This window comes from Microbacterium testaceum StLB037 (assembly GCF_000202635.1).
Taxonomy (GTDB): domain Bacteria; phylum Actinomycetota; class Actinomycetes; order Actinomycetales; family Microbacteriaceae; genus Microbacterium; species Microbacterium testaceum_F.
Genome location: NC_015125.1, coordinates 127,913 through 145,417 on the forward strand (window position 1 = coordinate 127,913; position 17,505 = coordinate 145,417).

At 71.7% G+C, this 17,505-nt stretch carries 16 protein-coding genes; 7 read left to right on the forward strand and 9 right to left on the reverse strand.

Translation table 11 applies throughout. The features are described 5' to 3' along the window. Window positions 1-27 precede the first annotated feature (27 nt). Window positions 28-783, forward strand: coding sequence for a glutamine amidotransferase (locus MTES_RS00650; RefSeq protein ID WP_013583223.1), 756 nt, complete (start codon window positions 28-30; stop codon window positions 781-783). Here MTES_RS00650 and MTES_RS00655 read toward each other — a convergent pair. The 6 genes from MTES_RS00655 to MTES_RS00680 form a co-directional block, all read right to left on the reverse strand. Beyond that, window positions 771-1,541 (reverse strand): NAD(P)H-hydrate epimerase, encoded by a 771-nt coding sequence (locus MTES_RS00655; protein ID WP_013583224.1) that lies wholly within the window; start codon window positions 1,539-1,541, stop codon window positions 771-773. The two genes, MTES_RS00650 and MTES_RS00655, sit on opposite strands and share 13 nt — an antisense overlap. Beyond that, on the reverse strand, window positions 1,534-2,598 hold the full coding sequence (locus MTES_RS00660; protein ID WP_013583225.1) for a YihY/virulence factor BrkB family protein: 1,065 nt from the start codon (window positions 2,596-2,598) through the stop codon (window positions 1,534-1,536). The genes MTES_RS00655 and MTES_RS00660 overlap by 8 nt, the downstream gene beginning before the upstream one ends. Before the next feature lie 63 nt (window positions 2,599-2,661). Continuing rightward, window positions 2,662-3,120, reverse strand: coding sequence for a prepilin peptidase (locus tag MTES_RS00665; RefSeq protein ID WP_013583226.1), 459 nt, complete (start codon window positions 3,118-3,120; stop codon window positions 2,662-2,664). Window positions 3,121-3,128: 8 nt separating this feature from the next. Then, window positions 3,129-3,425, reverse strand: coding sequence for a DUF1905 domain-containing protein (locus MTES_RS00670; protein ID WP_013583227.1), 297 nt, complete (start codon window positions 3,423-3,425; stop codon window positions 3,129-3,131). Window positions 3,426-3,452: 27 nt separating this feature from the next. Further along, entirely contained in the window at window positions 3,453-3,875 is a 423-nt protein-coding gene (locus MTES_RS00675) for a DUF2809 domain-containing protein (RefSeq protein ID WP_013583228.1), read from the reverse strand. Next, window positions 3,872-4,438 (reverse strand): mismatch-specific DNA-glycosylase, encoded by a 567-nt coding sequence (locus tag MTES_RS00680; protein WP_013583229.1) that lies wholly within the window; start codon window positions 4,436-4,438, stop codon window positions 3,872-3,874. Before MTES_RS00680 ends, MTES_RS00675 begins: the two co-directional genes overlap by 4 nt. A gap of 57 nt (window positions 4,439-4,495) precedes the next feature. Here MTES_RS00680 and MTES_RS00685 point away from each other — a divergent pair, with 57 nt between their 5' ends. Further along, a complete protein-coding gene (locus MTES_RS00685) occupies window positions 4,496-5,293 on the forward strand; it encodes an alpha/beta fold hydrolase (protein WP_013583230.1) in 798 nt (265 codons plus the stop codon). A gap of 121 nt (window positions 5,294-5,414) precedes the next feature. Here MTES_RS00685 and MTES_RS00690 read toward each other — a convergent pair whose 3' ends face one another. The 3 genes from MTES_RS00690 to MTES_RS00700 all read right to left on the reverse strand — a co-directional run bounded on the left by MTES_RS00690 (window position 5,415) and on the right by MTES_RS00700 (window position 11,013). Beyond that, window positions 5,415-7,469 carry a glycosyltransferase family 39 protein gene (locus MTES_RS00690; RefSeq protein ID WP_013583231.1) on the reverse strand — a complete coding sequence of 685 codons (2,055 nt, stop codon included), beginning with the start codon at window positions 7,467-7,469 and terminating at the stop codon, window positions 5,415-5,417. A gap of 145 nt (window positions 7,470-7,614) precedes the next feature. Further along, window positions 7,615-9,309, reverse strand: coding sequence for a cellulase family glycosylhydrolase (locus tag MTES_RS00695; RefSeq protein WP_013583232.1), 1,695 nt, complete (start codon window positions 9,307-9,309; stop codon window positions 7,615-7,617). A gap of 42 nt (window positions 9,310-9,351) precedes the next feature. Beyond that, window positions 9,352-11,013: a PucR family transcriptional regulator gene (locus MTES_RS00700; protein ID WP_231848115.1), complete on the reverse strand. Its 1,662-nt coding sequence runs from the start codon at window positions 11,011-11,013 to the stop codon at window positions 9,352-9,354. A 97-nt stretch (window positions 11,014-11,110) separates the two neighbouring features. Between MTES_RS00700 and MTES_RS00705 the strand changes: the two genes are divergently transcribed. From MTES_RS00705 to MTES_RS00725, 5 genes are all read left to right on the forward strand, one after another. Further along, the gene (locus tag MTES_RS00705; RefSeq protein WP_013583234.1) at window positions 11,111-12,598 is read left to right on the forward strand and encodes a CoA-acylating methylmalonate-semialdehyde dehydrogenase; all 1,488 of its coding nucleotides are present in this window, start codon (window positions 11,111-11,113) and stop codon (window positions 12,596-12,598) included. 26 nt (window positions 12,599-12,624) lie between these two features. After that, window positions 12,625-13,977 carry an aspartate aminotransferase family protein gene (locus tag MTES_RS00710; protein WP_013583235.1) on the forward strand — a complete coding sequence of 451 codons (1,353 nt, stop codon included), beginning with the start codon at window positions 12,625-12,627 and terminating at the stop codon, window positions 13,975-13,977. Further along, entirely contained in the window at window positions 13,974-15,398 is a 1,425-nt protein-coding gene (locus MTES_RS00715) for an aminobutyraldehyde dehydrogenase (RefSeq protein WP_013583236.1), read from the forward strand. Before MTES_RS00710 ends, MTES_RS00715 begins: the two co-directional genes overlap by 4 nt. Window positions 15,399-15,548: 150 nt before the next feature. After that, window positions 15,549-16,019, forward strand: coding sequence for an Lrp/AsnC family transcriptional regulator (locus MTES_RS00720; protein ID WP_013583237.1), 471 nt, complete (start codon window positions 15,549-15,551; stop codon window positions 16,017-16,019). Then, complete coding sequence (locus tag MTES_RS00725) at window positions 16,016-17,410, forward strand: aspartate aminotransferase family protein (RefSeq protein ID WP_013583238.1); 1,395 nt, start codon at window positions 16,016-16,018, stop codon at window positions 17,408-17,410. Before MTES_RS00720 ends, MTES_RS00725 begins: the two co-directional genes overlap by 4 nt. Window positions 17,411-17,505 lie beyond the last annotated feature (95 nt).

Below are 17,505 nucleotides of genomic sequence, written 5' to 3' on the forward strand. Positions count from 1 at the left end.
TGACAGGGCTGGCCTAGAATCGCTCGCGTGACGTCGACGGACCTGCCCGGGGAGCGCCCGTTCGTGCTGCTCGCCACCCGTGCCGAGGACCGCCCGGCCGACGAGGAGTACGCCCTCTTCCTGCGGTACACCGGCCTCCCGCCCGAGCGGCTGTTGCGCGTCCGCCTGGAACGCGACGCCCTGCCCGACCTGGACCTCGACGCGATCTCGGGGATCCTCGTGGGGGGAAGCCCGTTCAACGCCTCGGATCCGCCGGAGAAGAAGTCCGCGGTCCAGCACCGCGTCGAATCCGAGATGTCGGCCCTGCTCGAGGACGTCGTCGCACGCGACGTGCCGTTCCTCGGCGCCTGCTACGGCGTGGGGACGCTGGGGACGTACCTGGATGCCGAGATCGACGGCACGTACTCGGAGCCGATCAGCGTGGTCGATGTGACGTTGACGGCAGCCGGACGCGACGACCCGCTCGCCGCCGGGATGCCCGAGACCTTCACGGCCTTCGTCGGGCACAAGGAGGCGATCACGACGCTGCCCTCGCGAGCGACCCTGCTCGCGTCGTCGCCGACATGTCCCGTGCAGATGTTCCGGGTGGGCGAGAACGTCTACGCGACGCAGTTCCACCCCGAGCTCGACGTCGACGGGATCGTCACGCGCATCCACGCCTACGCCGCGTTCGGATACTTCGCGGCGGACGAGCTGGACCTCACGCTGGCCGCGGTGCGGCGCGCTCCGGTCGAGGCGCCGTCGCGGATGCTCCGAACGTTCGTCGAGCGCTACGCGCGCTGAGCACGGTCCGTCTCCGCCGCTCGCGGGGTCTCGCGCACGACGTCGATCGCGGCCGTCACCGCGGGATGCGCGCGGCGCAGGTAGGGCTCCAGCCCCAGGTCGACGAGGTGGACGCGACCCGAGAGCTCGGGACCGCGGCCCCGGACGAGCCCGGCCTTGAGGGCGCCGAACGTGACCGTGACATCGGCGGGGAGGATGACGGCATCCGCGGTCCCGTCGTCGGGGTCCAGGCCGCTCGGCACGTCCACGGCAAGGACCCGCGGGCGGTGCGCGAGGGCGAGCAGCCGCTCGACGAGAGCACGCGCGCTTCCGCGCAGGCGGCGGTCGGCGAGGCGTCCGATGCCCAGGATGCCGTCGAGCACGAGGGCGTAGTCGGCGACGCCCGCCGACGCGTCGGACACGGAGACGACGCGTGCGCCGGCGGCGACGGCCGCGTCGAGGGCCTCGCGATGGACCCTGTCGCGGACGAGCACCACGTCGACGCGTTCCGCGGAGGACGCGAGGTCGGCGGCGGCGAACAGCGCGTCTCCCCCGTTGTCCCCGGCCCCCGCGAGGACGAGCACGGCGCCGGGGGTCGTACGCACCTCGGCGGCCGCGATGTCGGCGAGAGCCCGGGCCGCGGTGCGCATGAGGGGGCGCCCCTCGGCGAGCAGAGGAGCCTCGGCGGCACGGACGGCGTCGGCGGTGTAGGCGGCGACGCGTTCCGTGCTCGGGCGGTCTTTCGATTCCGCGGCGGGGTCGCGCCGGGGATCAGCCACGAGACGCCGCCTCGTCGGCGTCCGCCTCGCGCGCCGCGGCGGCGGGATCGTTCTGAGCGAGCGTCTCGCGTTCCTTCGCCTCGGCCTCACGGGCGGCGTCGAGTTCGCTCGCCGCGGCCTGCACGGCCTTCTCGGCTCGGCGGACGCGGAACTGGATCAACGTGGTCGCGCCGTACTTCGCGCGCACCCGGTCGTGGTCTTCTTCGGTCGCGACCGTGATCCACGCCCCGGCGATGAGGATGACCTGGCTCGAGAGGTTGAGCCACAGCAGGAGCGCGATGAGAGAAGCGAACGTGGTCAGCAGGGGGTTGTTGCCCGCCCCGCCGACGAACAGGCCCGACAGCTGCTGCAGGACGACCAGGCCGACGCCTCCGAGCAGCGCACCGCGCCACAGCGTGCGGCGACGGGTCTTCACGCCCGACAGCGCGGCGAACGCGACCGCCACCGCGGCGGTGTCGAGGACCAGGACGACGATCGTGGAGAGCGCCCACGTCAGCACGGCGGTGACCCAGGAGTCCGCGGAGATGCCCAGCAGACCCCGGACGAAGGTGAGGCCGGCCGTGGCGAGGAACGTCACGAGGGCGGCCCCCACGAGGGCGACGCCGATGCCGACGGCGACCGCGAGATTGCGCACGATGACGAGGACGGGCAGCGTGTCGTCGGTGGTCACTCCCGCGATCTGGCGCAGGGCCGCCCGCAGGGAGCCGATCGCCCCGATCGCCGCGCCGAGCAGACCGATCGTTCCGATGACGCCCGCGATAGTGAACTCCGTCGGCGCTTTGATCGCGCTGACATCCAGCAGCCCGTCGGTGCCGACCAGGCCCGGCACGACGTTGTTCACCGACCGCTCGAGCGCAGCGAGACCCTCGGGGTTACCCGACAGCCAGACCGCCGCGGCGGAGAAGCCGATGAGCACCGCGGCGAACAGGCTGAAGAGGGTGCGATAGGTGACGCTGTCGGCGAGGATGGGGCCCCGCGCACCCGAGTAGACGAGGAAGGCGCGCACGAGGCGGAGCGACAGAGCCCACGCCGTGACGCGACGGATGAGGTCGGCCATGAGGTCAGCGTAACGAGGCGGAGGACCGCGCTCATCGGGGGTTGACCGCACCGGGCCTCGCCGTCACAGACCCGTGATCACCCGCCACCAGGCGCCGAACAGCAGGAAGGGTCCGAACGCGATCGACGCGCCCCGCCTTCCGGCGAGCAGCACGCCCGCGGCGCCGATCCCCGCCGCGAGGAACGCGAGCACGATCCCGGATGCCACGGCCCCGAGCCCTCCCCACCCGAGCACCGCCCCGCAGACGGCGGCCAGCTTCACGTCTCCCCCGCCGAACGCCCCCGGGCGCGCGAGGCGCACCGCCAGACACGCGGCGAACGCGCTGAGCGCTCCGGAGCCGACTCCCGCGAACCGCGCGGGCTCCCCGGCCGCGAGCGCGGCCGCGCCCAGCAGCAGCACCACCACGGCCCCGCCCGGGAGCACGATCGCGTCGGGGAGGCGCCGGGTGCGCGCATCGACCACCGCGAGAACCCCGCTGAGCACCGCGAACGCCGACAGGGCGGGGACCGGGGGCCATGGCATCCGGAGCGTCAGGCGTCGAGGACGAGGAGGTCGACCAGGACGACACCGTCGGGGGCGATCCCCTCGGCGTCGCGCACCGCGCGCTTGAGGGGAAGGACGTAGACCCCGCCTGACTGCGGGAAGATCGAGGTGCGCCAGGTGGACGAGCCGATCGTCGCGTCGACGCGGACACCCCCGAAGCCCCGGCGATACGTCTGGGTCTCGCGGATCTCCTCGCTCAGGTCGGGCGGCAGCGCGACGAAGTACCAGTCGCTGTCGGTGCGGGCCTCCCAGCGATAGACCTCGCCCTCGAAACGCACGATCACGCGGTGCTCCTCTCGTCGCGGGTCACCCTACTCGGGGCCTCCGACGCGGGCGGGGCGTTCTCCCCCGTGCAGGAGGAGTGCGCTCACGCCGGCATCGACGGCCGCCGCCGCGGCGACGGCGAGTACGTAAACGGCGAGGTCGCGCGGATCGAAGCCGCTGCCCAGCACGAGCGCGGCGGGAGGGAAGCGGTCCGCAAGCGCGAGCGGCATCCCGGTGAGCTGGAGGAACTCGACGCCGACGCACCATGCCGCCGCGACCATCCCGAGCACGGCTCGACGCGCTCGCGGCCACACCAGCACGAGTCCGGTGTACGCGGCCACGGCGTACAGCGCGTCTCCCGCGATGTCGGTCGCGTCCGAGGCGGGCAGTCCGCGCGCGACCGTCAGCCCCAGAATCACCACCCCGGCGAGGGCCACCGCCGCCGCGGGCCGCCTGTGTGCGCGTGTCATCCGAGCACCCCCGCGGCGCGCGCCGGCTCGGCGTAGGCGCGCGCGAGGGTCGCGACGGTGTCGTGCGCATTGAGGCCGCTCGGGTTGGGCAGGACCCAGGTCGGGAGCCCCGCGATCCCCTCGTCCTGCCGCCCGGCGACGGCTTTCGGGCGCTGGAACCCGTCGCGGTAGGCGGTGAGTCCGACCACGGCGATCGCGCGCGGCCGCCACGACGCCGCGCGTCCCGTCAGCGCCGCCGCCCCCGCGCGCAGTTCCTCGCGCGACAGCTCGTCGGCGCGCGCGGTGGCCCGCGAGACGAGATTCGACACTCCGATGCCGGCGTCGAGGATCATGCGCCGGTCCGCGTCGCTCAACGGCTCGGCGTAGACGGGGAGGCGAGGGAGGATCCCCGCCTGGACCAGCGCGGGCCAGAACCGGTTCCCGGGGCGGGAGAACGGGGTGCCGGTCGCCGCGGTCCACAGCCCGGGGTTGATGCCGACGAAGAGCAGCCGGACCCCGGGCTCCACGAGGTCGGGGATCGTGGCATCCCGGAACGACTCGAGCTCGGCGCGCGTATAACCCATGAGACCACTATGACCACTACCCCCGCCGGAATCGGTGCGTCTGCCAGGATCGGAGGAATGGATGCCGTGCCCGCGCTCACCGAGATCCCCGCGCCGCAGTTCGTCATCGTCGGCGACAACGTCCGCCTGGCGACGTACACCTGGGGCGATGCGGACGCGGAGGCCGTGCTGTGCGTGCACGGATTCGGGTCGAGCACGCGCGACAACTGGGTCAACACGGGGTGGGTGCGTGATCTCCTCCGCGCGGGATTCCGTGTCGTCGCGGTGGACCAGCGCGGCCACGGTGCGAGCGACAAGCCCCACGACGCGGCGTCGTACACGATGCCCACGTTGGTGAGCGACCTCGTCGCGGTCCTCGACACGTACTTGCTGGATTCCGTTCGCTATCTGGGATATTCGCTCGGCGGACGGGTGGGCTGGCAGCTCGCCGTCGACGCACCGGAGCACGTCGAGCGCGCCGTGCTCGGTGGCATCCCGGACGGTCGTCCGCTCGCCCGGCTGAAGGTCGATCAGGCGCGCGCGTTCCTGGACCACGGAATCCCCGTCGAGGATGCCACGACCCTGCGCTACGTCTCACTCGCCGAGCGCGTGCCCGGAAACGACCTGCGCGCGCTCGTCGCGATCGCGGAGGGCATGCGCCTCGGCGAGACCGATCCCGACCCCGCGTCTCCTCCGCAGCAGCCGGTGCTCATCGCCACGGGGACCGAGGACCCGATCCACGATCAGTCGCAGCACCTCGCGTCGCTCCTGCCGCGCGGGGAGTTCGCGGACATCCCGGGACGGCACCACGTGAACGCGCCCGGCGCGCGGGCCTTCCGCGAGGCCGGACGGGAGTTCCTGTCGCGCGAGGGCTGAACCGGGCCGCGGGGCCGCGAGGGCTCCGCGCATGGCTCCGGGCGCGGGACGGCTCGGCACCCGCGAGGGCTCCGCACTCGCGCGGGGCGCGTGCGCGGGGTGCGTGCGCGGGGTGCGCTCCTCACCCGCAGTCGTACACCGTGCCGGGAGCGGACGAGTCGATCGCGCAGTTCTGCTCGACCCACTGGCGGATCTGCGCGGAAGCCGTGTCGGTGGTCGTCGAGCGGCCGGATCCGGACCCGCCCGCGCCTCCCCCACCCGTGCCTCCGGCCGCGCCGAACCCGGTCGCGCCGGCTCCGGCCCCGCGATCCTCACCGCCGATGACGTAGCGGAGCTCGCCGGACTGGACCAGGGAGATGAACCTGTCGAGCGTGGGGACGTCGTCGCTGCCGTTGAACCCGCCGATCGGGAGGATCGACGCGCCGTCGGTGGCGAGGATGAGGGATGCCGCCTGCTGAGCGCCGAACGCGGCGGCGACGTAGGTCGAGCCCGTGTCGTGCGCCTCCAGCCACGCGACGAGCTCGGTGTCCGCACCCCGGGACATGCCCGCCTGGCCGCCGAAGCCCTGCGTCGCGCCGCTCCGCCCGGTTCCGGGAGCCGTCTGCGCGCCACCCGCGCCGGAGCCGGCGCGCGATCCGCCGCCCTGCGGGCCGTTCTGTCCCCCGCCCTGCGCGCCGCCCGGCATCGAGCCGCCGTCGAAACGGGCGCCGGCACCCTGTCCCCCCGGCCCTCGGCCCGCGCCGCCCATGCCTCCGGCCGACATCTCGGAGACTCCGCCGGCGACCGGGTTGATCGAGCTCGGGTGCGCGATCGTCACCGCCGACCACACGGTCGGGGTGAGCAGGAGACCGACCACCGTCACGATCGCGGTGACCCGCCGGGCGCGGTGACGCGAGAACAGCAGCACGATCGCCGCGGCGGCCGCGGCCGCCTGGACCAGCGACACGGGGATGCTGTAACCGCCGTACGAGAAGCCGATGACGACGGCGGTCAGGCCGGCCAGGCCGACGATCGCCGCGCGCGGCCAGACCTTCCCCGCGCGATGCGCGACGGACAGGGCCACGGCCACCACCAGGGCGAGAGGAACCGCCAGGGCCGCCGTGTAGAACTGATGCATCCCGGCGACGGTGGAGAACATGGCCGCGAACGTCACCGTCCACACCGTCAGCAGCACGGTGAGGGGCCGCGGGAAGCGGAGGAGCCACAGCACGACGATTCCGAGGATCGCGGCGGGGATCAACCAGGCGATCTGACCGGCCAGCTGCGCGTTGAACAGGCGCAGGATGCCGGGATCTCCGGAGAAGGGCGGGGTGAACGACTCGTAGGTCGAGCTGTCGGCCGTCGCGGTGAAGCGCCCCAGGCCGTTGTACCCGAAGACCATCTCCCAGGGGTCGTCGCCGATCGTGCTGCCGATGTACGGCCGGCTCCCGGACGGGATGAGCGACACGATCGCGACCCACCAGAGGGAGGCGGCCAGGCTCACCACCCCGGCCACCGCGAGGTGGAGGATCCGCCGCGCCCAGCTCTGACGCGTGCAGAGGTAGGCCGCGGCGAGCGCCGGCCAGACCGCCCAGGCCTCGAGCATGTAGAACTGGAACGACAGCCCCACGAACGCCCCCGCGACCACGAGCCACCCGACGCTGCGCGCCTGGACCGCCCGGACGGACGCCCACGCCGTCAGCGCCAGACCGAGCACGAAGAACGACTCGGGCTGATTGGAGCGCGAGACGGCGACGAGGATGGGGGTGACCGCGACGATCGCCCCGGCGAGGAGTCCGGCCCGCACGCCCGCGAGGCGACGACCCGCCACGGCGGTGATGACCGCGGCGGCGGTCGCCGCGAGGGCGTTGGGCAGGATCACGGTCCAGGCGGAGTAGCCGAACACCCGCACGAACAGGGCAGGGATCCAGAACGATCCGGGGATCTTGTCGAGGGTGACCGTGCCCGCCGGGTCCACGGCGCCGAAGAAGAAGTTCGACCAGGATCGGCTCATCGACAGGGCGATCGACGCGTAGTACTCGGACGGCGCCCCCGCCCAGACCTGCCAGCCGGTCAGGACCAGCGCGAGTGCGCCCACCGCGATCAGACCTCCCGTCCATGCGCGCGAACGGCGAGCGGTGGGCGGCACGGCCGCCTCGGGGAGCGGCGCGGCGATCGGGTCGAGCGTGGCGGTCATGCCGGGATGGTAGGCAGCCGTTCACTCACGGTTGCTTCACCGCACCTATGAGCGCGGCATGTATCCGAAGCCGAGACGGGCGTGGGTCCTGCTCACGGATCCGCCGGCGGCCACGCCGGAGCGACGGGACGAACCGGGGCCTGTGTCAGGACGCGCGGACCGTGAGCTTCGGCGACGACGGAGCGCGCGTCGCCGTCGCTTGCAGACCCACGCGGACGGTCTGTCCGGCGGTCAGCGCCGCGGCCCAGTCCGCGCCCCGACACGTCACCGTGCTGCCGGCGAGACTGCAGCTCATCCCCCACGCGTTCGAGACGTCGGTGGTGCCCGGCGCCTCGAACGACACCTGCCAGCGTGAGACCGTCCCCGTCGCTGTCACCTCGACCTCGGCGACGTACCCCTCGCCCCAGGAGCTCTGCGGGATCCACGACGCCGTGATGCCGGCGGGCTTCGGAGAAGCGGATGCCGGGGGCCGGGGCGTGGACGTCGGCTTGGGGCTCGAGGTGGGCTTGGGACTCGAGGTGGGCTTGGGACTCGACGAGGGCTTGGTCGTCGGCTGGGGGCTCGACGTCGGCTTGGGACTCGAGGTCGGCTTCGGACTCGACGAGGGCTTGGTCGTCGGCTTCGGACTCGACGTGGGCTTCGGACTCGACGTCGGCTTCGGCGTGGGCACCGCGCCCGGCGTGAGGATCGGCCGGAGCGCCGTCAGCTTGGCCGTCTGCCAGGTACGCCAGTCGTCGGCGACGAGGCCGCCCGTGTCCCCGCTGTTGGGGTTGAACGACCAGTACGCGTAGCTCATCTTCGTCTTCGCGAGGTACGCGACGAGGGTCTTCAGCCACGCCTGGTCGCTCGTGGTCTCGAGTTTCGTGCCGAACTCGCCCAGGAGCACGGGGGCGATGTTCTCGCGCACGAGGTATCCCCAGTTGGCATCCCAGATCCCCTCGAGGTTCGCGGGGTAGTTCGACGCCGAGAACCAGGGCTGCGCGTGCACCGTCGCCGGGTACTCGTGGGGCGAGTAGACCACGCGGTTCTTCACCGACAGGGTGACCGGTGCCGACCGGACGTCCTTGAGACCGCCGCCCCACCACGTGGCGGAGCCGTCGCGCTGGTTCTCGACGCCCTCGACGATGATCAGGAGCTTCGGATTGACCGACAGCACCGCGTTGCCGGCCCGGGTCGCGGCCGCGCGCCAGTCGCGCGACGCATCGCCGCAGTTCCAGCAGGCCGGTCCGTGGGGTTCGTTGTGCAGGTCGGCGCCGATCACGGCGGACTCGTTCTTGTAGCGGGCAGCGAGCATCTTCCAGTCGTCGATCCAGCGCTTCTCGCTGTACTGCGCGGTGTACCAGAGCTCGCTCTGCGCTCCGGAGTCGGGCCGATGCCGGTCGAGGATGACCGAGAGCCCGTGGGCCTTGGCCCGCGCGATGACGGCATCCATCAGCTTCAGCGGCGAGAGGGAGACGAGTCCCGGGTTGACCGACGCGTTGATCGAGTTCGAGCTCTTCGCGGCGAGGCACTCGTTCGAGAAGGGCAGCCGGATGGCGTTAAAGCCCATCGCCGCGATGGCATCCATTCCCTCGTCGAGCGAGATCGACCAGAGTCCGTGCGGGGCGCAGTTCGAGGTCTCCATCCCGAACCACGCCGTCGCCTTGATCGTGTAGGCGGAGCCCGCGGCCGTGACGATCGTCGACCCCTTCGTCGACAGCCAGCCGGGCACCGTCGCGGCGCTCGCCGCGGGGACGACCGCTCCCGCGATCAGGAGGACCGCCGTCGCGGCGACGGCCGCCGCGCGCACGGCCGCCGCACGCACGCCCGCCGCCCGCACGCCCGCACGCCACACGCGCATCGATCTCTTCCCCACCGCTCGCCCCCGCCTTTCCGGCACATCCTATGTCGACGGGAGGGGTGTCGGGCTCGCGCGCCTCGCCGCCCCCGCGTGCGCGCGATGCACCGCGAGCGCGAGGTGCAGGGCGGCGAGCACCTCCCCGTCGTCGAGGCGGACCCCCAGCACCTCTTCGAGCGCGTCCAGGCGCTGGTAGAACACCGAGCGCGAGACATGGGCCGCGGTGGCCGCGGCCGTGCGGTTCCCGGGGTGGGCGACGACCGCCGCAAGGGCGTCGAGCAGATCGTCGCGCCGTGCCGGAGGGAGGTCGAGGACGGGAGCGAGCATCGACTCGGCGTGGGCGAGCAGGCGATGATCCCCGCGGAGTGCGGCCACGAACCGGAGGAGAGGATGCCGCCGCACCCACATCACACCCGCCTCGCCGACCTCTCCCGACTCGGCGAGGTCGAGCGCCTCGCGCGCCGAGTCCAGAGTGCGCGTGAGCACGGCCTCCGGCGCCCCCGGGTCGACCCGCGGTCCCACCACCAGACGCACCCGGGCATCGCCGATACGCAAGCCCGCGAGGAAACGATCGACCGTGGCCCCCGCGAAGCTCATCGTGGACGGGGTCGCGAGGAGGATCGGCATCCATCCCTCGGCCGGTTCGTCGGCGCGACGAGGGGTTCCGCAGAGCGCGCGGCCCCCCACCTCGTTTGCGGCGGTCTCGATCTCGGCGGCGCCCGCACCGCTCACGGCGAGACCGCGCAGGGTCACCCCCTCGGCCAGCAGCCCCGCGGCCGTAAGACGCACCGCGGCCTCGGGGAGGGAGCCGTACCGACCCGCGAGCAACGCATCGACGAGCCGGCGACGGCCGAGGTGCTCCCAGTCCTCTCCGTCGGTGTCGGCCAACCGCCCGAGGGCGAGGGCCGTCGCGCCCTGTTCGAGCACGCCGAGGCGACCGGCCGGGTGCGCGGGACCGGCGAGCGCGACGAGCGCCCCCCAGCGGGTGCCGCGGGCTTGGACGGGCACCACCGTGCGATCGGCGGCGGGGTCGCGCCCGGAGAGACGCGAGCGTTCCTGCCAGTCGTCCAGGACCGTGTGCTCGGCATCGGCGAGGTCCGCGACGATCACCTCGTGGGCGAGCGACTCGAGGATGACGGGAGCGCGGAGCGTCCGCGCGAGGCGTTGCACGACGTAGTCGGCCGGGGCACCCCGCAGCGCGAGCTCGGTGAAAAGAGTCCGCACCTCGTCGCGCGCGCGCAGCGCGGTGGTCTGCTCGTCGATGATGCGTCGGTGCACCTGTTCGGTGACGGCGACGAACTTCACCTCGCGGTGCAGGGCGATGAGGACCAGACCGGTCGCCCGGGCGGCGTCGAGGACGACGGCCGGCACGTACCGGTAGTGCGCTCCCAGTTCGATGACGATCCCGACGAGGCCCGCCGCGGCGAAGGCGGCGACGAGGGCGCGGAGATCCTCGGGGTGCTCAGGCCACGCGGACGCGGTGGTGAGCAGCAGTTCGCCGCCATCGAGCAGGCGGGCGACGCCGGGGCTGTCGGAGACGTGCACCCAGCGCACGCGCGCGTCGAGGGCGGCCCGTCCCACGAGGACCTCGGGCATCCCCTGGACGAGCGCGGGCATCTCGAGAGCCTCGGCGAGCGTGGGCAGACCGGCATCCGGTGCGGCCGGACGATCTGTCCGGACCGCTCCGGATTCACGACGATCAGACACGTGCATTCCCCTCAGAACACCCGAAGAATCGATGTCACACACCCTAGTGCGCGCCCGGTCGGAGTGTCCGGGTTTCGCTCAGCCGAGGAGGACCCGCATGACCCTGATCCGCCACCACATCGCCGGCGCCGCGCACGGCACGGACGCGCGCACCGGGGACGTCTTCAACCCCGCGACCGGTGAGGTGCAGGCCCAGGTCGCCTTCGCCACCGCGGCCGAGGTCGACGAAGCGATCGCGGCAGCTGCCGCTGCCCTCCCCGCGTGGCGGGCGACGAGCCTCATCAAGCGCGCCGACGTCTTCTTCCGCCTCCGCCACCTCCTCGTCGAGCGCACGGACGAGCTCGCCGCCATCATCACCGCCGAGCACGGCAAGGTGCTCTCGGATGCCAAGGGCGAGATCAGCCGCGGCATCGAGAACGTCGAGTTCGCCGCGGGCCTCGTGCACCTGCTCAAGGGCGAGCACTCGGAGCAGGTGAGCCGCGGGGTGGACGTGCACTCCGTCAAGCAGCCCGTGGGTGTGGTCGCCGCCATCACCCCCTTCAACTTCCCCGTCATGGTCCCGCTGTGGATGACGGCATCCGCGATCGCCTGCGGGAACACCGTCGTGCTCAAGCCCAGCGAGAAGGACCCCTCGGCCGCGCTCTTCCTCGCGAAGCTCTTCGAGGAGGCGGGCCTGCCCGCCGGCGTGCTCAACGTGGTGCACGGTGACAAGGTCGCCGTCGACGCCCTGCTCGACTCCCCCACGGTCCGCGCGGTGAGCTTCGTCGGCTCGACGCCCATCGCGAAGACGATCTACTCGCGCGCGGCCGAGAACGGCAAGCGCGTCCAGGCCCTGGGCGGCGCGAAGAACCACATGGTGGTCCTCCCCGACGCCGATCTCGACTCGGCCGCCGACGCCGCCGTCTCGGCCGCCTACGGTTCGGCCGGTGAGCGCTGCATGGCCGTGTCGGTGCTCGTCGCGGTCGGCGACGACGTGGCCGATGCGCTCGTCGAGAAGGTCTCGGCGCGCATCTCGGGGCTCTCGATCGGACCCGGAACGGATGCCGCGAGCGAGATGGGTCCGCTCATCACCCGCGAGCACCGCGACAAGGTCGCCTCGTACGTGACCGGCGCGGCCGCCGAGGGCGCCGAGGTCGTCGTCGACGGCACGACCCAGGAGTTCGAGGGCGACGGCTTCTTCGTCGGCGTCTCGCTCGTGGACCGCGTGGCCCCGGGAATGAAGGTCTACGACGACGAGATCTTCGGCCCCGTGCTCTCGGTTGTCCGCGTGCAGAACTACGACGAGGCCGTCGCGCTCATCAACTCCAGCCCGTACGCCAACGGCACCGCGGTGTTCACGCGCGACGGCGGTACCGCCCGTCAGTTCGAGTTCGACATCGAGGTCGGCATGGTCGGCGTGAACGTGCCGATCCCGGTGCCGGTCGGCGCCTTCTCGTTCGGCGGGTGGCGCAACTCGCTCTTCGGCGACTCGCACATCTACGGGCCCGAGTCGATCCACTTCTACACGCGCAGCAAGGTCGTCACGACCCGCTGGCCCGACCCCAGCGAGAGCCAGATCAGCCTCGGTTTCCCGAGTAACCACTGAGCCATCGGCATCCGGAGGAGAACAGCATGAGCATCACCGACCTCGACGCCGACGCCCGCGTCCGCGCGAACGACCGCGGTCACGTCTTCCACTCCTGGAGCGCCCAGGCGCTGATCGACCCGCTGCCGGTCGCGGGAGGGGAGGGCGCGACGTTCTGGGACTACGCCGGCAACCGCTACCTCGACTTCTCGTCGCAGCTGGTCAACCTCAACCTGGGGCACCAGCATCCCGACCTCGTCGCCGCGATCCAGCGGCAGGCGGGCGAGCTCGCCACCATCCAGCCCGCGATGGCCAACGACGTGCGCGGCGAGCTCGCCCGGCGCATCGTGGAGGTCGCGCCCGCGGGCATGTCGAAGGTCTTCTTCACCAACGGCGGGGCGGATGCCAACGAGAACGCGGTCCGCATGGCGCGCCTGGTCACGGGCAAGCGCAAGGTGCTCGCGATGTACCGCAGCTACCACGGCAACACCTCCACCGCGATCACCCTGACCGGCGACCCGCGCCGCTGGGCGAACGAGCCCGCCGACGCCTCGGTGGTGCACTTCTTCGGCCCGTACGCCTACCGCTCGGCATTCCACTCGTCGTCCGAGGAGGAGGAGACCGCTCGCGCCCTGGAGCACCTCGAGCAGACGATCATCCTCGAGGGGGCGTCGACCATCGGGGCGATCATCCTCGAGACCGTCGTCGGCACCAACGGGGTGCTCGTGCCGCCGCCGGGCTACCTCCCGGGCGTCCGCGCTCTGTGCGACAAGTACGGGATCGTCTACATCGCCGACGAGGTCATGGTCGGCTTCGGACGTATCGGCGAGTGGTTCGCCGTCGAAGCCTTCGACGTCACCCCCGACCTCATCACCTTCGCGAAGGGCGTGAACTCCGGGTACGTGCCGCTCGGCGGTGTCGTGATCTCCGACGCCATCGCGGCGCACTTCGACACCGTGGCCTTCCCCGGGGGTCTCACCTACTCGGGCCACCCGCTCGCGTGCGCGCCCGGCGTGGCGACCTTCGAGGTGTTCGAGCGCGACGGGATCCTCGAGCGGGTGCGCGACCTCGGCGCGCGCGTGGTCGAGCCGCGCCTGCGGGCGATGGCCGAGAGGCATCCGTCCGTCGGCGAGGTGCGCGGACGGGGGCTCTTCTGGGCGATCGAGCTGGTCCGCGACCGCGAGACGCGCGAGCCGCTCGTGCCGTTCAACGCCACGGGTCCCGCGGCCGCCCCCATGACGGCGTTCGCGGCGGCGTGCAAGAAGGCCGGGCTGTGGCCGTTCACGCACTTCAACCGCGTGCACGTCGCCCCTCCCCTCGTCATCGGCGAAGAGGACCTCGTGCGCGGCCTCGACATCATCGATGAGGCGCTCACGGTCGCCGACGAGGCGATGTCGTGAGGATCCTGCACAACATCGTCGACGGCGCTGCCGTGGCATCCACGGGACCCCTGCTCGATCTCGTGAGCCCGGTGACCGGCGAGGTGTACGCGCAGGCACCGGTCTCGACGGCGGAAGAGGTGGATGCCGCCGTCGCCGCGGCCGCGGCCGCGTTCCCCGCGTGGAAGCGCGCCACCCCCGCCCAGCGCCAGCTCGCGCTGTTCCGCCTCGCGGACGCCCTCGAGGCACGGGCGGAGGAGTTCGCCGACCTCGAGTCGGAGGACACCGGGAAGCCGCGTGCGACCCTCGTCGCCGATGAGATCGCGCAGTCGGTCGACCAGCTGCGGTTCTTCGCCGGAGCCGCGCGCGAGCTGAACGGTCGGGCTGCGGCGGAGTACGCGGAAGGCTACACGTCATACGTGCGCCGCGAGCCCATCGGCGTCGTGGCGCAGGTGACGCCGTGGAACTATCCGCTGAACATGGCCGTGTGGAAGATCGGTCCCGCGATCGCCGCGGGGAACACCGTGGTGCTCAAGCCCAGCGAGACGACGCCGCAGTCGACGGTGCTGCTCGCCGAGATCGCGGCGGAGATCCTGCCGCCGGGCGTGCTGAACGTCATCCTCGGCGACCGCGACACCGGCCGGGCGCTCGTGGAGCATCCGACACCGCAGCTCGTCGCGATCACGGGGTCCGTCCGCGCCGGGATGCAGGTCGCGGCTTCGGCGGCGCAGAGCCTGAAACGCGTGCACCTCGAGCTCGGCGGCAAGGCACCCGCGATCGTCTTCCCCGACGCCGACCTCGAGGCCGCGGCATCCGGGATCGCCGAGGCCGCGTTCTTCAACGCCGGTCAGGACTGCACGGCCGCGACGCGGCTGCTCGTGCATGCGTCGCTGCACGACGCGTTCGTGGAACGTCTGGTGGCCTACGTCGAGCAGAGCGTGCGCGTGGGAGCGCCGGACGATCCGGATGCCTTCTTCGGGCCGGTGAACAACCCCGATCAGCTCGCGCGGGTGGAGGGGTTCATCCAGAGGCTCCCCGCACACGCGCGGATCGCCACGGGTGGGGCGCGCGTGGGCGACACCGGCTGCTTCTTCGCGCCGACCGTCGTCACGGGACTCCGCCAGGACGATGAGCTCGTCCAGCAGGAGGTCTTCGGGCCGGTGCTCGCGGTGCAGTCCTTCGAAACCGAGGAGGAGGCGCTCGAGCTCGCGAACGACGTGCCGTACGCCCTGGCCGCGTCGGTCTGGACGCGCGACAACTCGCGCGCGCTGCGGTTCGGCCGCGATCTCGACTTCGGGTGCGTGTGGATCAACGCGCACATCCCGTTCGTCTCGGACATGCCGCACGGCGGGTTCAAGCACTCGGGATACGGCAAGGACCTATCGATCTACGGCTTCGAGGACTACACGCGGCTGAAGCATGTGATGGCGAGCCTGGCGTAAGCGCCGGAGGGGTCGGGCGGAAATGCCCGGCCCCCTTTTGCGTGCCCGCGCGCATTCCGTCGATCGCGACGGTTTCCGCCGTGTTTCGCCGCTTTAAATTCCGAATTCATCATTGATATCCCCATTGTTCCGCTGATACCGTCGCCCATCATGAGTTCCGCGACTGATCGCAGCGTCACCCTCGACCGCGTGTCGAAGGCGATCGTCGAGCAGTTGCAGGAAGACGGGCGGCGTTCCTACGCCGAGATCGGCAAAGCCGTCGGTCTCAGCGAGACCGCCACGCGCCAGCGCGTGCAGAAGCTTCAGGATGCCGGCATCCTGCAGATCGTCGCCGTCACCGATCCGCTGCAACTCGGCTTCGCCCGCCAGGCGATGATCGGCGTGCGCGTGTCGGGAGACACCCGCGTCGTCGCGGCCGAGATGGCGGAACTCCCGGGCGTGACCTACGTGGTCTCGACCGCGGGGTCGTTCGATCTTCTCGTCGAGGTCGTCTGCGAGAGCGACGACGACCTCATCGACCTGCTGAACGATCGCGTGCGCGCCCTGCCCGACGTCGTCTCGACCGAGACGTTCGTCTATCTCAAGCTCCACCGACAGCTCTACAACTGGGGAACACGATGACCCTTCTCGACACCGACCACGACGCCGCCCTCCAGGCGAAGGCGCGCGACCACCTCTGGATGCACTTCTCCCGTCAGTCGGTGATGACCGACGGGCCCGGTGTGCCGATCATCGTCAAGGGCGAGGGCCACCACATCTTCGATTCCAGGGGCAAGCGGTACATCGACGGCCTCGCGGGGCTCTTCGTCGTCAACGCCGGCCACGGTCGCCGTCGCATCGCCCAGGCCGCGGCGAAGCAGGCCGAAGAGCTCGCGTTCTTCCCGCTGTGGTCCTACGCGCACCCCGCGGCGATCGAGCTCGCCGAGCGCCTGGCGAACCTCGCCCCGGGCGACCTCAATCACGTCTTCTTCTCCACCGGCGGTGGAGAGGCGGTCGAGACCGCGTTCAAGCTCGCGAAGCAGTACTGGAAGACACAGGGCAAGCCCACCAAGCACAAGGTCATCTCCCGCGCGATCGCCTACCACGGCACCACGCAGGGTGCCCTGGCGATCACCGGTCTGCCGGTGATGAAGCACATGTTCGAGCCCGTCACCCCCGGCGGCTTCCGCGTACCCAACACGAACTACTACCGCGCCGAGGAGTCGGGCTTCGGGGGTGGGACGCCCGAGGAGTTCGGCCTGTGGGCCGCCGACCGCATCGAGCAGATGATCCAGTTCGAGGGGCCCGAGACCGTCGCCGCGGTGTTCCTGGAGCCCGTGCAGAACGCCGGTGGCTGCTTCCCCGCCCCGGCCGGCTACTTCCAGCGCGTGCGCGAGATCTGCGACAAGTACGACGTGCTGCTCGTCTCCGACGAGGTCATCTGCGCGTTCGGCCGCCTGGGCCACTACTTCGGCGCCTCGGCGTACGACTACCAGCCGGACATGATCACGTTCGCCAAGGCCGTCACCAGCGGGTACTCCCCTCTCGGCGGCACGATCATCAGCGACCGGATCTACGAGCCCTTCGCCCACGGCGACGCTTCGTTCCCCCACGGGTACACCTTCGGCGGGCACCCCGTGTCCGCGGCGGTCGCGCTGGAGAACCTCGACGTGTTCGAAGAGGAGGGCCTGCTCGAGAACGTCCGCACCAACTCCCCGGTGTTCCGGTCGACGTTGGAGAGGCTCCTCGACCTGCCGATCGTCGGCGATGTGCGCGGCGACGGCTACTTCTTCGGCATCGAGCTCGTGAAGGACAAGGCGACGAAGGAGACCTTCGACGACGACGAGTCCGAGCGGCTGCTGCGCGGCTTCCTCTCGAAAGCGCTGTTCGACGCGGGACTCTACTGCCGCGCCGACGACCGGGGCGACCCCGTCATCCAGCTCGCCCCGCCCCTGACCCTCGGCCCGGCCGAGTTCACCGAGATCGAGCAGATCCTCCGCTCGGTCCTGACGGAGGCGTCCAACCGCCTCTGACCCGGACGGGATGCCGACGCCACCCCTGTCGGCATCCCACCCGCTCCGCCGGCCGAATCCCGCCGCGCGCCGCCGAACGACACACGCCCCACGCT

Coding starts and splice junctions, on each gene's coding strand:
- MTES_RS00725 (WP_013583238.1), top strand. CDS start 16,016: ATGACCCTTCTCGACACCGACCACGACGCCGCCCTCCAGGCGAAGGCG.
- MTES_RS00675 (WP_013583228.1), bottom strand. CDS start 3,875: ATGACACGCGCACACAGGCGGCCCGCGGCGGCGGTGGCCCTCGCCGGG.
- MTES_RS00680 (WP_013583229.1), bottom strand. CDS start 4,438: ATGGGTTATACGCGCGCCGAGCTCGAGTCGTTCCGGGATGCCACGATC.
- MTES_RS00710 (WP_013583235.1), top strand. CDS start 12,625: ATGAGCATCACCGACCTCGACGCCGACGCCCGCGTCCGCGCGAACGAC.
- MTES_RS00705 (WP_013583234.1), top strand. CDS start 11,111: ATGACCCTGATCCGCCACCACATCGCCGGCGCCGCGCACGGCACGGAC.
- MTES_RS00660 (WP_013583225.1), bottom strand. CDS start 2,598: ATGGCCGACCTCATCCGTCGCGTCACGGCGTGGGCTCTGTCGCTCCGC.
- MTES_RS00685 (WP_013583230.1), top strand. CDS start 4,496: ATGGATGCCGTGCCCGCGCTCACCGAGATCCCCGCGCCGCAGTTCGTC.
- MTES_RS00720 (WP_013583237.1), top strand. CDS start 15,549: ATGAGTTCCGCGACTGATCGCAGCGTCACCCTCGACCGCGTGTCGAAG.
- MTES_RS00665 (WP_013583226.1), bottom strand. CDS start 3,120: ATGCCATGGCCCCCGGTCCCCGCCCTGTCGGCGTTCGCGGTGCTCAGC.
- MTES_RS00690 (WP_013583231.1), bottom strand. CDS start 7,469: ATGACCGCCACGCTCGACCCGATCGCCGCGCCGCTCCCCGAGGCGGCC.
- MTES_RS00695 (WP_013583232.1), bottom strand. CDS start 9,309: ATGCGCGTGTGGCGTGCGGGCGTGCGGGCGGCGGGCGTGCGTGCGGCG.